This window comes from Jeotgalibaca sp. A122, assembly GCF_052266715.1.
Lineage (GTDB): Bacteria > Bacillota > Bacilli > Lactobacillales > Aerococcaceae > Jeotgalibaca.
This window is the reverse complement of the sequence record NZ_JBQPRB010000001.1, coordinates 1-13,237: the sequence shown is the minus strand read 5'-3', so window position 1 is coordinate 13,237 and position 13,237 is coordinate 1. Positions and strand designations below refer to the sequence as shown.

General features: G+C 42.3%; 13 protein-coding genes. 8 read left to right on the top strand and 5 right to left on the bottom strand.

Annotation, left to right across the window (positions count from 1 at the left end):
• Positions 1-190: 190 nt before the first annotated feature.
• Positions 191-451, bottom strand: coding sequence for a metal-sensitive transcriptional regulator (locus tag ACTU7M_RS00065; RefSeq protein WP_443472326.1), 261 nt, complete (start codon positions 449-451; stop codon positions 191-193).
• 162 nt (positions 452-613) lie between these two features.
• Here ACTU7M_RS00065 and ACTU7M_RS00060 point away from each other — a divergent pair, with 162 nt between their 5' ends.
• The 5 genes from ACTU7M_RS00060 (at position 614) to ACTU7M_RS00040 (ending at position 5,575) form a co-directional block, all read left to right on the top strand.
• Positions 614-928 carry a rhodanese-like domain-containing protein gene (locus ACTU7M_RS00060; RefSeq protein WP_443472325.1) on the top strand — a complete coding sequence of 105 codons (315 nt, stop codon included), beginning with the start codon at positions 614-616 and terminating at the stop codon, positions 926-928.
• A gap of 2 nt (positions 929-930) precedes the next feature.
• The gene (locus ACTU7M_RS00055; RefSeq protein WP_443472324.1) at positions 931-2,586 is read left to right on the top strand and encodes an FAD-dependent oxidoreductase; all 1,656 of its coding nucleotides are present in this window, start codon (positions 931-933) and stop codon (positions 2,584-2,586) included.
• Positions 2,579-2,875: a rhodanese-like domain-containing protein gene (locus tag ACTU7M_RS00050; RefSeq protein ID WP_443472323.1), complete on the top strand. Its 297-nt coding sequence runs from the start codon at positions 2,579-2,581 to the stop codon at positions 2,873-2,875. The genes ACTU7M_RS00055 and ACTU7M_RS00050 overlap by 8 nt, the downstream gene beginning before the upstream one ends.
• A 132-nt stretch (positions 2,876-3,007) precedes the next feature.
• The gene (locus ACTU7M_RS00045) at positions 3,008-4,753 is read left to right on the top strand and encodes a GGDEF domain-containing protein (RefSeq protein WP_443472322.1); all 1,746 of its coding nucleotides are present in this window, start codon (positions 3,008-3,010) and stop codon (positions 4,751-4,753) included.
• Positions 4,754-4,834: 81 nt separating this feature from the next.
• Positions 4,835-5,575, top strand: a complete 741-nt coding sequence (locus ACTU7M_RS00040) for an SDR family NAD(P)-dependent oxidoreductase (RefSeq protein ID WP_443472321.1) — start codon at positions 4,835-4,837, stop codon at positions 5,573-5,575.
• A gap of 203 nt (positions 5,576-5,778) precedes the next feature.
• Here ACTU7M_RS00040 and ACTU7M_RS00035 read toward each other — a convergent pair whose 3' ends face one another.
• Positions 5,779-6,354: an alpha/beta hydrolase gene (locus ACTU7M_RS00035; protein ID WP_443472320.1), complete on the bottom strand. Its 576-nt coding sequence runs from the start codon at positions 6,352-6,354 to the stop codon at positions 5,779-5,781.
• Positions 6,355-6,390: 36 nt separating this feature from the next.
• Here ACTU7M_RS00035 and ACTU7M_RS00030 point away from each other — a divergent pair, with 36 nt between their 5' ends.
• Positions 6,391-7,323, top strand: a complete 933-nt coding sequence (locus ACTU7M_RS00030; RefSeq protein ID WP_443472319.1) for a VOC family protein — start codon at positions 6,391-6,393, stop codon at positions 7,321-7,323.
• 18 nt (positions 7,324-7,341) lie between these two features.
• Positions 7,342-8,178, top strand: a complete 837-nt coding sequence (locus tag ACTU7M_RS00025; protein WP_443472318.1) for a Cof-type HAD-IIB family hydrolase — start codon at positions 7,342-7,344, stop codon at positions 8,176-8,178.
• Positions 8,179-8,475: 297 nt separating this feature from the next.
• On the opposite strand, the gene galT is transcribed toward ACTU7M_RS00025, so the two are convergent.
• A complete protein-coding gene (galT, locus tag ACTU7M_RS00020; RefSeq protein WP_443472317.1) occupies positions 8,476-9,951 on the bottom strand; it encodes a UDP-glucose--hexose-1-phosphate uridylyltransferase in 1,476 nt (491 codons plus the stop codon).
• The gene (locus tag ACTU7M_RS00015; RefSeq protein WP_443472316.1) at positions 9,948-11,105 is read right to left on the bottom strand and encodes a galactokinase; all 1,158 of its coding nucleotides are present in this window, start codon (positions 11,103-11,105) and stop codon (positions 9,948-9,950) included. The genes galT and ACTU7M_RS00015 overlap by 4 nt, the downstream gene beginning before the upstream one ends.
• Positions 11,106-11,325: 220 nt before the next feature.
• Here ACTU7M_RS00015 and guaC point away from each other — a divergent pair, with 220 nt between their 5' ends.
• Positions 11,326-12,360: a GMP reductase gene (gene guaC, locus ACTU7M_RS00010; RefSeq protein ID WP_443472315.1), complete on the top strand. Its 1,035-nt coding sequence runs from the start codon at positions 11,326-11,328 to the stop codon at positions 12,358-12,360.
• Between the two features lie 431 nt (positions 12,361-12,791).
• Here the strand turns inward: guaC and ACTU7M_RS00005 are convergent, their stop codons facing one another.
• Positions 12,792-13,106, bottom strand: coding sequence for a TetR-like C-terminal domain-containing protein (locus tag ACTU7M_RS00005; protein ID WP_443472314.1), 315 nt, complete (start codon positions 13,104-13,106; stop codon positions 12,792-12,794).
• Between the last annotated feature and the right edge of the window lie 131 nt (positions 13,107-13,237).

Genomic DNA, 13,237 nt, shown 5'->3' with positions numbered 1-13,237 from the left:
TTGTGCGGTTTTTTATTTGGTTTCAAAAGGAGAGAACAGCTGACTAGGAACTAGGGTGCCGGAAATGAAGTTCTAGTTCCGAGTTTTTCATAAAGTCGGAACTAGAAGTTTGAAATCGTGATTTTAATTCCGGCTTTGGAAAAGGGTACTAGATAAAAAGAAAATAGGACAGCCACACTGGGTGGTTGTCCTATTTTTTGATGATCATATTAATAGCTTGTTCCAATTTTTTGGATTGTTCTTCAGAATTTTTTTCAGGATTTTCCAAACAAGCTTTTAAGTTTTCAGCTACAATCAGGCCCATCACGCGGTCCACACTGGAACGAACGGCACTAAGTTGCGTTATGATATCAATACATTCTTTGTCTTCTTCGATCATTCTTTGGATACCCCTGATTTGGCCCTCGGTCCGTTTCAAGCGGTTCAACAAATTTTTATTATCAATTTCCATAGCAAGAATCCTTTCTGTATTTATTTCATGAATAATATACCGGGTATGGGTATAGATGTCAAGGTGATAAAATGCGAGACAATGTTGTTGACAAACAATCACATATAGTATTTAATATACCCCGTAAGGTATATTTCGAATAAGCGGAGGTTAATGATAATCATGTTTGGACTTTTTAATCGAATCCAGAGTATTTCAACCACACAACTAGAACAGAAGCTAACCGAAAATATCGAATTGCTTGACGTTCGCACAACCGGGGAATACCGGTCAGGGCATATTGCAAAAGCAAAAAATGTCCCTTTAGATAAAATTAGTACCTATTCTGGCAAAAAAGAGAAACCTGTATATGTGATTTGCCAATCGGGTGCACGCAGCCAAAGGGCGGCTTCAGCACTAAAGAAAAAAGGCTATGATGTAACCAATGTACGTGGCGGTATGAATCAATGGTCAGGAAAAATTAGAGGAGGAAAATAAAAATGACAAAAATTGTAATTGTTGGCGGCGTGGCGGGCGGAATGTCTGCAGCGACACGTTTGAGACGTTTAATGGAAGATGCAGAAATCATTATTTTTGAAAAAGGGCCTTATGTGTCTTTTGCTAACTGTGGACTACCATATTATGTATCGGGGGAAATCAGTGAACGTGACCAACTATTGGTTCAAACACCCGAATCACTTCGTGCACGTTTTAACCTGGATGTTCGCCCTTATCATGAAGTATTAGCGGTTGATTCTGAGAACCAAACCGTAACCGTTAAAAATCAAGAAGGCACGTTCACAGAATCCTTTGATAAATTGATCCTTTCACCGGGTGCAACCCCATTCGTGCCGCCAATGAACGGTTTGGACGAAGCGACTAATGTATTTAGTTTAAGGAATGTACCGGATTTGGATGCAATCATGAAGCAATTGGAAGAAGTGGCGGCAAAAGAGGCCGTTGTTATTGGAGCTGGTTTCATTGGTTTGGAAATGGCAGAAAACCTACATGCCCGTGGTCTGGATGTGACTATCGTTGAAAAAGCACCGCACGTGTTGCCGCCACTGGATGAAGAAATGGCAGCTTTTGTTACCAAGGAATTGGAAAAAAACGGTGTTAAAGTCATCACCGGGCAATCTGCTACTTCTTTTGAGGATGCAGGCCGCACCATTATTTTGGAAGATGGCAGCACTCTGACAAGCGATTTGACAATTCTTTCAGTAGGCGTCAAACCTGAAACAAGAATGGCGCAAGAAGCAGGTTTGGAACTTGGATTCCGCGGTGGGCTTGTTGTCAACGAACATTATCAAACAAGTAATCCTAATATTTATGCAGTCGGGGATGCAATTGTCGTGAAACAACAAATTACCGGCGAGGATGCTTTGATTTCGTTGGCATCACCAGCTAACCGTCAAGGGAGACAAGTAGCTGACGTTATTGCCGGCATGAATCGCACTAATAAAGGTAGCATCGGAACAGCCATAGTAAGGGTCTTTGACCTTTCGGCTGCGTCAACTGGTTTAAGCGAACGCGTTGCCCGTAATGCAGGTTTGGATGTTGCAGTTGTTCACACTTCCGGTAAGGACCACGCTAGCTACTATCCAGGCGCAACGGATGTTGTTTTGAAACTGATTTTTAATCCAAAAACAGGTGAGATTTACGGTGCACAAGGGATTGGGGAAAAAGGCGTAGACAAACGAATTGATATTTTGGCAACAGCCATCAAGGGTAACTTAACTATCTTTGATTTACCGGAATTGGAATTCACTTACGCACCACCATTCGGTGCAGCCAAAGATCCGGTTAATATGATCGGTTATGCGGCCATGAATGTGGCAGAAGGCTTGAGCGATTCGATTCAATGGCACGAATTGAATGATGAATTGGCGAAAGGAAAAATCTTTTTGGATGTCCGCTCTGAAAGTGAATTATCAAACGGTAAATTCCCTCATTCATTGAACATTCCATTGAATGAATTACGTGGACGTATCGGGGAACTGGACCCGTCAAAAGAATATATCGTGAGTTGCCACAGTGGCCAACGGAGCTATATTGCAGAACGTCAGTTGAAACAAGCTGGCATAAAATCACAAAACTTGGATGGTGCTTTTGCACTTTATAAAACAGTTAGACCGGAGGAGTTAGAATATGTATAAATCAAGCGGAATGCCTGAATTTTATCAGGAAGCAAAAAGAAATCAATTACCAATTATCGATGTACGGGAATCGGATGAGTATGCACGAGGACACGTTCCAGGTGCGAAAAGTATGCCGTTAAGCGATTTGGGAGCAACTTACACAGAATTGGATAAAAACACGGATTATTTCGTCATTTGTCAATCTGGCTCACGCTCAGCGATGGCAGCACAATTCCTTTCGAATCAAGGCTACAAAGTAACCAATGTTATGGGTGGAACGGGCAGCTGGATGGGACAACTAGAATAAATAAGAAGACTAAGGTGAATTTTCACCTTAGTCTATTTTTTTGATGAATTTTTGAATAACTATATTATAATGAGATGAGGATTTGGGTAGGCATCAAATGAATAGAAAATGACATACATCAGGAGCTGTACTATGGACAAACGATTGGAATCGTTGGAAGATATTCTTATAAACAAACGTATTACTCCGGTTTTTCAAACGGTGGTTTCACTTAAAAGTGGCCGGATTTTGGGATATGAAGCTTTAAGTAGAATTGTGGGTGAAAGCGAATTTGATTCGATCGAGCAATTGTGTTTGACAGCTATCGAATTTGACCGCGTTCAAGAATTAGAAAGGTTATGTCATAGGAGAGCTCTGGAAGCTGCCCGTTCCATTTTAAAGCCAGGTTCTAATATGAAATTGTTGATAAATATTAATCCAAATACAGTAAATGACCCGCGTTTTAAGGAGACTTTTACGGAGGAATATGTGCAACAATATAATATATCCCCTCGTTCCATTATTTTTGAAATAACGGAACGCAGCTGTATTGAACGCATGGAGAATTATGAAGAGACTATTCGTCATTTCAAAGAAATGGGATTTGAAATTGCGATAGACGATATGGGGGCAGGGTATTCAGGATTAAACCGGGTGGCCAACGTGCAACCACATTTTGTGAAGCTTGACATGCATCTCATCCGTAATATCGACCAAGAGGGTATAAAAAATGCAATTGTAAAAGGATTGGTGGCTTTTTCGCGTGCCTCTAATATCAAGCTGATTGCTGAAGGAATTGAAAGTTATGAAGAACTCAAAACGGTTGTCGATTTGGGTGTCAATTATGCACAAGGATTTTTTATCCAGGAACCGCATTCTGAACCTAGAGAGATTAACCCCGGGGTAATTGAGGCTATCCAGGAAATAAATCAACTCAAACAAAAACAGAATCAATATGGTATTTTTCATTTACCCATCAAGCTTCTTTGTGAAACGACCGAGACGGGGGCACCGGACGAAAAGGTTATTGATGTGTACCACCGCATCAAAAATAATCCGGCTGCCTTTGGGCTAACGGTAATTGGAAAAAATATTCCAGTCGGCATTATCACTCGTGAAAAACTCGCTTTGAAGTTAAGCGGGAGATATGGCTTCACGTTACATCAAAACAAAGCCATCTCAACCCTGATGGATAAAGATTTCCTGACGGTGGATAAAGATATGGCGGTTAGTGATGTGTCATTATTGGCGATGAACCGAATCAATGAAAATGTGTACGACTTTATCGTGGTGACGTGTGGGGAAAAATTTTTAGGTACGGTTACAGTGAAGAAGTTGTTACAGAAATCAAGTGAGATAGAAATCATTGCTGCCAAACAGCTAAATCCTTTAACGGGCTTGCCAGGCAACAATTTGATTGAACAAAGGCTGAATGATCTGGTGAAGAATAACTATGATTATACGGTAGCGTATATCGATATTGATAACTTCAAAGTCTATAACGATTACTATGGCTTCGAAAATGGGGATTTGGTCATTAGTTTAGTAGCTGATATTTTACGGGAATGTGTACCGGTTAATCAGTTCATCGGTCATATAGGTGGTGATGATTTTATAGTTATTTATTATGGCCATAGAACCGAAGAAGATTTTAGGGAGATTTGCGAACGCTTTGATGCTGCAGTTTTAAAATTTTACAACGATAACGATATTCAAAAAGGTTATCTAGAAGCTAAAAGTAGGTTTGGCGTAAACCGTCGTTTCCCGCTTTCAACTTTAACAGCCGTGGTTGTGAATAATGAAACAGATAAGTACGAAAGTTCTGTTGAACTATCTGCTGCTTTATCTAAATTGAAAACATTTAAAAGAATGAGTAAACAAGCTGTTAACAAGTTTTAACCCTTATATAAAAAATATTAAATGGTATAATTAAAGAGAACTTTGTTAACTTTTTCATTAACTTTTAAAGGAGAGAGATAAATGCAAGGGAAGACAGCAATTATTACAGGTGGCGGGAGTGGCTTCGGTCAAGGAACCGCAGTTAAATTGGCAGAAAAAGGGGCAAATATTTGCGTCGTTGATATTTCTGAAAAAAATGGAAATAAGACGGTAGAATTATGCCAGCAAGTTGGCGGGGAAGCCATTTTCGTGCAAGCAGATGTCAGCAAACTTGAAGATGTGAAACGTTATGTAAATGAGACAATGGCGCGCTTCGGAAAAATAGATATGTTTTTCAATAATGCGGGTATTTCAGGTTCAGGTGTGCGAACATTGGATTGTTCCGAAGAAGAATTCGATGCAATCGTGAACGTGAACTTGAAGGGTGCCTTTTATGGGTTGAAATACGTAGTGAATGAAATGTTGAAAACGGGTGGCGGGTCCGTTGTTAATACCGCATCACTGGGTGGTGTAGTAGGGATGCCGACGTTGGGTGTGTATTCTGCTACAAAACACGCGATTATCGGCTTGACGAAAACAATCGCAGGGGAATACGGTCGCGACAATATCCGTATCAATGCGATTGCCCCTGGCACAAACGAAACGCCAATGGTTAAAGCATTCCCGGCTGAAGCCATTAAAGCGATGGCTGAAGGTGTTCCGATGGGGCGTTTGGGTCAACCGCATGAAGTGGCGAACGTGGTCGCATTCCTGTTGAGTGACGAAGCATCTTACATCCATGGCTCGGTCATTTCAATCGACGGTGGATCAGCAGCACTTTAATAAATACCAAAAAGCAGCTAAAGGCCAAAGGGGCTTTAGCTGCTTTTTCATGTGTGTACGCAAAGGTCAGCCGAAATATGTGGTCCTTTGCGCGATGAAAGCTATCCTAATGCAAAGGTCAGCTAACATACGCAAACCTTTGCAGTGCAATACTCTTTTTCACGCAAAGGTCGGCTTGAATGAAGCAACCTTTGCGTCAAATCCTATTTACCTAGAAAAACCTTCGCTTTTTCTATCTCCAAGGGGGTAATTTCATGCCCGGTATCCAACAGCACATGTTCTGTCTGGGGAAACACTTCTTTTAGACGTTTGGACAGAGCCAAACCTTCCGAAGGCAGGGACAGGGTATCACGTGCACCAATCGTTAGAAAAATACGTGCCTCTGAACCGCTAGTGAAATTAAAGTCCAGATTGCTTGGATGCAATAAGATAACATTATCCGCGATATCCGGTCGTTTTTCCAAAAGTGCCAAGATGAAATTAGCTCCGTTGGAATGACCCATAAAAGTCAGGGTTGCATCTTCCGGTTTGATTTCATCCCATAGAGTCAAGAATTCCGCTACTTTCTCGTCAATATTTTCACGCGGTAATTTCCCGTTTACTAGCGGCTCAAAATAACGTCGTTTTTGACCCCTGCCGACATCACCCAGAAAACTGATGACGGACATATGCGGATCAATATCCCCGGCTTGTTCCAGACGGCTAAACTCATTTCCGCCGGTTCCGTGAAAGAGGACAAAGTATTCTTTTGGGTTACCGGGTATGGTAATATAATTCATAAGGAAAACCTCCATTACAACTAAGGATGTGAATATATGGTTACACCTATTATACATCACGTTTCCGCCATTAATCGAGACGCAGAGAAGACATACGAATTTTACCATGGCGTACTCGGCTTGAACTTGCATTTAAAAACGGTAAACCAAGATGATACCGCTATGTATCACCTTTTCTTTTCTGATACAGAAGGGCGCCCAGGAACTGAGTTTACTTTGTTCGAAATGAAATCTGGTGTTGACCGTAAGTTTGGCACAAATGCAATCGATTGCACCGCGTTTGCGGTACCCACAACAAATTCGCTTGTATTTTGGGAAGCACGCCTAAACGAACGTGGCTACTTCAATTGTGAAATCGAAAATTACAATGACTCCCACATTCTGCATTTTGAAGACCCCGATGGCGTACAACTTGCACTTGTGCCGGTAGAAACAACGGAGCAAACTTACGGCCAACCAACGCAAGCCATTCCGTTGGAACACGCGATAGTGGGGCTCCACTCGGTTCATCTACGCGTACGATACGCCAAAGCAACCGAGGCGGTATTAACCGAACTTTTCAACTTGGAAGTTACCAACCGATTCGAAAACAGAACAGTCCTTTCCAGACCGAACGCACTTTTCAATCAGGAAATTCATCTGATTGAAGACAAAAACGCGCCTCTTGAAGTCATGGGGAGTGGCGGCACGCATCACGTTGCTCTTAGTGTAAAAGACGAAGCAGAACTGAAAGTCATTGATGAAAAGGTGCGCGAGCGTAATTTCCTGAACTCGGGTATAAAAGACCGTGAGTTTTTCAAATCTACCTATTTCCGCGAAGCGAACGGCATTCTCATCGAAGTTGCAACGGAAGAGGGGCAATTGTCAAAACGCAGTCAAGCAGAAAACTTCGCGGATCAACCGCTCTATTTACCGAGTTTCCTGGAACCCAGGCGCGAATCAATTGAATCAAATTTGAAACATAATTAATTTAACGGAGGCAATACAATGGATATTAAGGCAATCGTACTCGACATCGACGGAACACTGGTTACGTCAGAAAAGGTTATCAGCGAAAAAACACGGAACATTTTGATAAAGGCACAAGAAAAAGGAATCAAGGTCATTCTGGCATCCGGACGCCCAACGCGTGGCATGTGGCATTTAGCGGAAGAGTTGGAATTGGACAAACACAATGGCTACTTGGTTTCATTTAACGGTGCACGTGTAACGGACTGCGAAACGAAAGAAGTATTATTTAACCAGGCACTTGATACCGCGTTAAGTAAAAATATCCTGGAACATTTGAAGAAATTCGATGTTATTCCAATGGTTTACGGGGACACCCACATGTACGTAAAAGATGTCTACCATAACGAAATCGAAACTGTCGATGGACCAACCATGAATATTGTGGAATACGAAGCACGCATGTGTCGTTATTTAATCTGTGAACAACCAGACTTGGCAGCATTCGTGGATGAGCCACAAAATAAAATCTTGATTGCTGGAAACCCGGAATATCTGCAAAGTGTGTTCGAAGATATTCATGCACCCTTTGAATCCAGAACAACCGGTGTTTTTTCAGCGCCATTTTATTATGAATTGACGGATCAAGGCATCGATAAAGCTTTCTCTTTGAACAAAGTATTAACAGCACACGGTATCCTGCCGGAAAATGTCGTTTCATTCGGCGATGGTCAAAACGATCGTTCCATCATTGAATATGCCGGCATGGGTGTGGCCATGGGGAATGCCATGCAGGAAATATTGGATATCGCCGATGAGGTCACGCTTTCTAACGATCACGATGGAATAGCAGTTTTCTTGGAAAGATACATCTAATAACACATCATTGCAAAATGGAAAAAGTGTCCACTCGGGAATAAATATTCTCCCGAGTGGACACTTTTAAAATTAAATTTAAGTGCGGCGTTAAGCTGACAAATAGCTTGGGAACGCCGCACTTTTTTCGTAAATGCGGCGATTAGAAAAAATAAGGGCCACCAACGCCGCACTTTCGGAAAAAATGCGGCGATTAGAAAAAATTGGAACAGCCAACGCCGCATTTACAACTAAAATGCGGCGTTCTGCATTTGGAAAAATTTTAATCGCCGCACCGAGAGCTATAAATTATCAGTCTTAAAGACTATCCACAAAGCGCTTGAAAGCAGCCAATCCTTCTGCGGTCATTTTATACACACCTGCATCTTCCAACACACGTTGGAAAACAGCTCCGACCGCATCTTCAATCGCTTGGCGGTAATCACCATCGGAAACAACAATCCCATCTGCCCATTCCCGGTGCATATCCGCCAGCGCATTCTCTTCACCGGCCAAATATTTCTCAACCTCTGCCAACTCGTCTTTCAAACGAGGCGGTAAAATCGCCAAGCCCATTACCTCTATCAAGCCGATATTCTCTTTCTTGATGTGTTGCACATCCCGATGCGGGTGGAAAATGCCGTCTGGATGAACATCACTCGTGCGATTATTCCGCAATACCAAATCACAGACAAACTTATCACCATCGCGCCGCGCAATCGGCGTAATCGTATTGTGGGGCGTTTCTTGTGAAAATGCGATAATATCTACCGTTTCATCGCTGTAGCCACGCCACTGTTCCAAGATATGGACCGCCGCTTGAGTCAGGGCCTGTTTATCCACACTTTCCATGCGAATGACCGACATCGGCCACTTCACGATTCCAAAAGAAACCTCGGGAAAAGCTTCTAAAGTAAAGCCTTCTTTCACAGGGGCTTTATCCATTGGAAAGCTGTAGCGGCCCCCTTGATAATGGTCATGGGACAAAATCGAACCGCCCACAATCGGTAAGTCTGCATTCGATCCCACGAAATAATGGGGAAACTGCTCGACGATGCCAAATAAATTCTGGAAGGTTTTTTCCTCAATTTTCATGGGGCGATGCTCGGATGCCAGGAAAATGCAGTGCTCCGTATAGTAAGCGTAAGGGGAATACTGCAAGCCCCAGGTTTCCCCGTCCATCGGAAAGCGGACAATCCGGTGATTCGCCCGGGCAGGATGCGTCAGCGTTCCCAAATAACCCTCGTTTTCCAGACACAGTTGGCAAAGCGGGTAATGGACTGATTCCGTCATCAACGCAGCCGCAATCGCTTTAGGATCTTTTTCTGGTTTTGATAAATTAATCGTCAATTCCAGATTGCCATAATCCGATGCATAATCGAAAGCGATGTTTTTCGCAATCGCTTCTGTTTGGATGTAGTCATTGTCTCTACTCAGATCATAGAACCAGTCCGTGGCTTCTTTGGGATCATGGGCATAAACTTCCCAAAATTTCCAGTTCACAACAGACGTATCAGGTGTGATAATTGCCATGACTTGAGCGCTGAAAATGGCCTGCTCTGTGATGCTCTCTTCGATCACGCCTGTCTCAACCGCAAAATCCAAAAAAGTAGGTAACAAGGATTTTGCTTCCGGTAGGGGATGGGATGCGGTTAAACTGGAGCCCAAGCTTTCTTTCTTCAATAAAGCCAACAACTGATTTTGTTTGAGGATGTTATCAAGTGGGTCGATATAACCTTTTTCGACCCCAATCGCCAACAAATCGGTGATGGCTTGTTCTACCTTATTTCTCATAGCGCACGTGCTCCATCCCCGATTTCAGCAATGTAGAATTCACCCGGATAGCCAATAATTACTTCATATTTTTCACCAACATTTTTGATGAAAGCATCTGTTTGGTCGTTCGCTACAATCGCAATCGCACAGCCTCCGAAACCGGCACCTGTCATCCGTGCGCCCAGAACACCAGGTTGTTCCCAAGCCGTTTCAACCAAAGTGTCCAATTCTACACCACTTACTTCATAATCATCCCGTAAAGAAACGTGCGAATCATTCATCAGTTTTCCAAATGCTTCCAAATTGCCGACTTTCAGATGCTCAGCCGCCGTCAAAGTCCGTTGATTTTCTTTGACCGCGTGACGGGCACGACGAACCAATGTGTCATTGGAAATCAAGTTTTTATGTGCTTCAAAAGTCGCTTCGTCCAGTTCACCCAGTGACTGGATATCCAATTCTTTTTGTAATTCTTTCAAGGCTTGTCGGCATTCGACCAAGCGCTCGTTATATTTAGAATCAACCAGTTCACGGCGTTTTTTCGTGTTCATGATGACAATCACATGCTCTCCCAGTTCAACCGGGATTTTTTCATAAACGAGTGTGTTCGTATCAAGTAGAAGGGCATTGTTTTTTTCACCCATCCCAATCGCAAATTGATCCATGATGCCACTATTCAAACCAAAGTAATCATTTTCTACTTTTTTACCTAGTTTAACCAGGTCCAATCGTTCCAAAGTCAAACCGTTCATTTTTTCAAAAATGATGCCGGCTAAAATTTCCAGTGAAGCAGAAGAGGAAAGACCAGAGCCATTGGGAATATTTCCTTCCAATACAATATCTAAGCCTGTATTTATTGTGTGGCCGGCTTCTTTCAAATATTTCGCCATACCTTTCACGTAGTTCGCCCAGTTATCTTCTTTGCGGAATTCCAAATCGTTTAAATCCACGGTAATGACGCCCACTTCAGGGAAGTTCATGGAATACAGCCGCAAGTCATGGGTTTTATTTTTCCCAACAACGGCATAGGTGCCCAAGGTAATCGTGGCGGGAAAGACGTGGCCGCCGTTGTAGTCGGTATGTTCGCCGATTAGATTGATACGGCCAGGAGAGAAGAAGGAATCGGTCGGTTCGTAGTTAAAATGGGTAAGGAATGCTTGTTTTAAATGTTCCATATTTTTATCACCTCATGTATTTTCTTCTATTGTAAACCTTTTCTTTTGGTTACTCAACATATAAGTAAATAAATTAGTAAAAATTAACCCAGATGATTACGTGGTCGGATACTTTGACAAAAAGGTATCCTTGGTGTAACGTAGCTTAGGGACTTAATATTCAAAGTTCTCATATCTGTGTAAAGCCAGAGTGGTGCACTAACAGAAAGGAATTTTATAAATGAAAATATTTGATTACGAAGACGTTCAACTGATACCAAACAAGAGTATCGTGCAAAGTCGGTCAGAATGCGACACCTCCGTGGAGTTTGGTGGACGCACCTTTAAGATGCCTGTTGTTCCTGCAAACATGCAGACAATTCTTGATGAAGCGTTGGCTGAGAAGCTAGCGGCAGAAGGTTATTTCTATATTATGCATCGTTTTGATGAAGCAGCACGTTTGCCGTTCATCCAAAGAATGCATGAAAAAGGATTATTTGCTTCAATCAGCTTGGGTATCAAAGCAGCTGAATTTGATTTCGTGAACGAATTAGTCGAAAAGGGCGCAGTCCCTGAATATACAACAATTGACGTGGCACATGGTCATTCCGATCAAGTTATCAAAATGATTAAACACGTTAAAAAAGTCATGCCAGAAACATTCTTGATTGCTGGTAACGTTGGAACTCCTGAAGGCGTACGTGAGTTGGAAAACGCTGGGGCAGACGCAACGAAAGTCGGAATCGGACCTGGTAAAGTATGTACTACTAAAATCAAAACTGGTTTCGGTACAGGTGGTTGGCAATTAGGCGCAGTGAGCTGGTGCTCAAAAGCTGCACGCAAACCAATGATTGCGGACGGTGGCGTTCGTACAAACGGTGACATTGCAAAATCTGTACGTTTTGGTGCAACTATGGTTATGATCGGTTCGCTGTTTGCTGGACACGATGAATCTCCAGGCGGCATTAAAGAAATCAATGGTCAAAAATATAAAGAATACTTCGGTAGCGCATCTGAGTACCAAAAAGGTGAACGTAAAAACGTCGAAGGCAAGAAAATTTTGACACCTTACAAAGGTAAATTAGTCGATACATTGACAGAAATGCAACAAGACTTGCAATCTTCCATCTCATACGCAGGTGGAAATGACTTGGCATCAATCCGTAAATGTGACTACGTCTTGGTTAAAAACTCCATCTATAACGGAGACAGTTCCAACCAAGCAATCATCGAAGCAGGCCGCTCAAGCTACGGCGAAGGCGATACAATTTTATAGAGTGTGAAGAAAAGCGATAAGCTCCGAATCACTGGAGCGAATAAGCGCAAGATGGTCGCAGACCATCGCGCATTATTCGTGAAGTGACGTCGGAGCTGCTTTTCTGAACAGATTTAAATAGAGTGTGAGAAAAAGCGCTAAGACCCGGAGTGTTGTTTGCGAAACACCAACGGGTCTGCTTTTTTGAACAGGTTTTATAATAGCGTCTAAAGAAACGCCTTGCATAACCAAAACAAAGTGATTTACTCCCTAATCTCAAGGAGTAAGTCACTTTGTTTTTATTTAAAATGACTTCCGGCCAAAAAATATTGAGTAAGTCATTTTAAATAAATTTAAAGTGACTTACTGCAGAAATAAAGGGAGGAAATCACTTTAAAATAAAAAAACAACTCCGCAACCACGAAGTTGTCCTCATATAAATTATTGCTCGATTAATGATTTGCTTGATCTTTATAAAACTGGATAAATTCGTCTGCGATGATGGTGGGGTCGGTTTGCAGCCCGTTGATGAGCCATCCATAGATGATGCCCATGATTTGGTAGGACATGATACGGCTGGCACTTTCCGCTTGGCGTTCTTTGTCCGGATTTTTCTCTATCCAGATACCATATAATTTTTGATAGATAGCTTGCGTGCAGCGCATAGTGAGGTCTTGGGAGAGGTCAGATTGTTTCCAGAGTGAGAAAACACGGCGATTTTCATAAATAAAATCAAACAGTTTCAAATCTTGTTTTTTAAGATGCACCATTTCGGTTCTATGTCAAATAGTGTTGGTGGACCAAATGAAAGTCAAAGCGAAGACTAACTCGCTTTGGCTTTTTCTTTTTCTTCTTGTCGGCGCTTTTCCTCCTTGTAATGGAGTGCCTTCGGCTCAAA

Excerpts from the sequence above, each read along its gene's own strand:
- ACTU7M_RS00045 (WP_443472322.1), top strand. The coding sequence starts at position 3,008 with ATGGACAAACGATTGGAATCGTTGGAAGATATTCTTATAAACAAACGT.
- ACTU7M_RS00040 (WP_443472321.1), top strand. The coding sequence starts at position 4,835 with ATGCAAGGGAAGACAGCAATTATTACAGGTGGCGGGAGTGGCTTCGGT.
- ACTU7M_RS00035 (WP_443472320.1), bottom strand. The coding sequence starts at position 6,354 with ATGAATTATATTACCATACCCGGTAACCCAAAAGAATACTTTGTCCTC.
- ACTU7M_RS00055 (WP_443472324.1), top strand. The coding sequence starts at position 931 with ATGACAAAAATTGTAATTGTTGGCGGCGTGGCGGGCGGAATGTCTGCA.
- guaC (WP_443472315.1), top strand. The coding sequence starts at position 11,326 with ATGAAAATATTTGATTACGAAGACGTTCAACTGATACCAAACAAGAGT.
- galT (WP_443472317.1), bottom strand. The coding sequence starts at position 9,951 with ATGAGAAATAAGGTAGAACAAGCCATCACCGATTTGTTGGCGATTGGG.
- ACTU7M_RS00050 (WP_443472323.1), top strand. The coding sequence starts at position 2,579 with ATGTATAAATCAAGCGGAATGCCTGAATTTTATCAGGAAGCAAAAAGA.
- ACTU7M_RS00015 (WP_443472316.1), bottom strand. The coding sequence starts at position 11,105 with ATGGAACATTTAAAACAAGCATTCCTTACCCATTTTAACTACGAACCG.
- ACTU7M_RS00060 (WP_443472325.1), top strand. The coding sequence starts at position 614 with ATGTTTGGACTTTTTAATCGAATCCAGAGTATTTCAACCACACAACTA.
- ACTU7M_RS00065 (WP_443472326.1), bottom strand. The coding sequence starts at position 451 with ATGGAAATTGATAATAAAAATTTGTTGAACCGCTTGAAACGGACCGAG.
- ACTU7M_RS00030 (WP_443472319.1), top strand. The coding sequence starts at position 6,391 with ATGGTTACACCTATTATACATCACGTTTCCGCCATTAATCGAGACGCA.
- ACTU7M_RS00025 (WP_443472318.1), top strand. The coding sequence starts at position 7,342 with ATGGATATTAAGGCAATCGTACTCGACATCGACGGAACACTGGTTACG.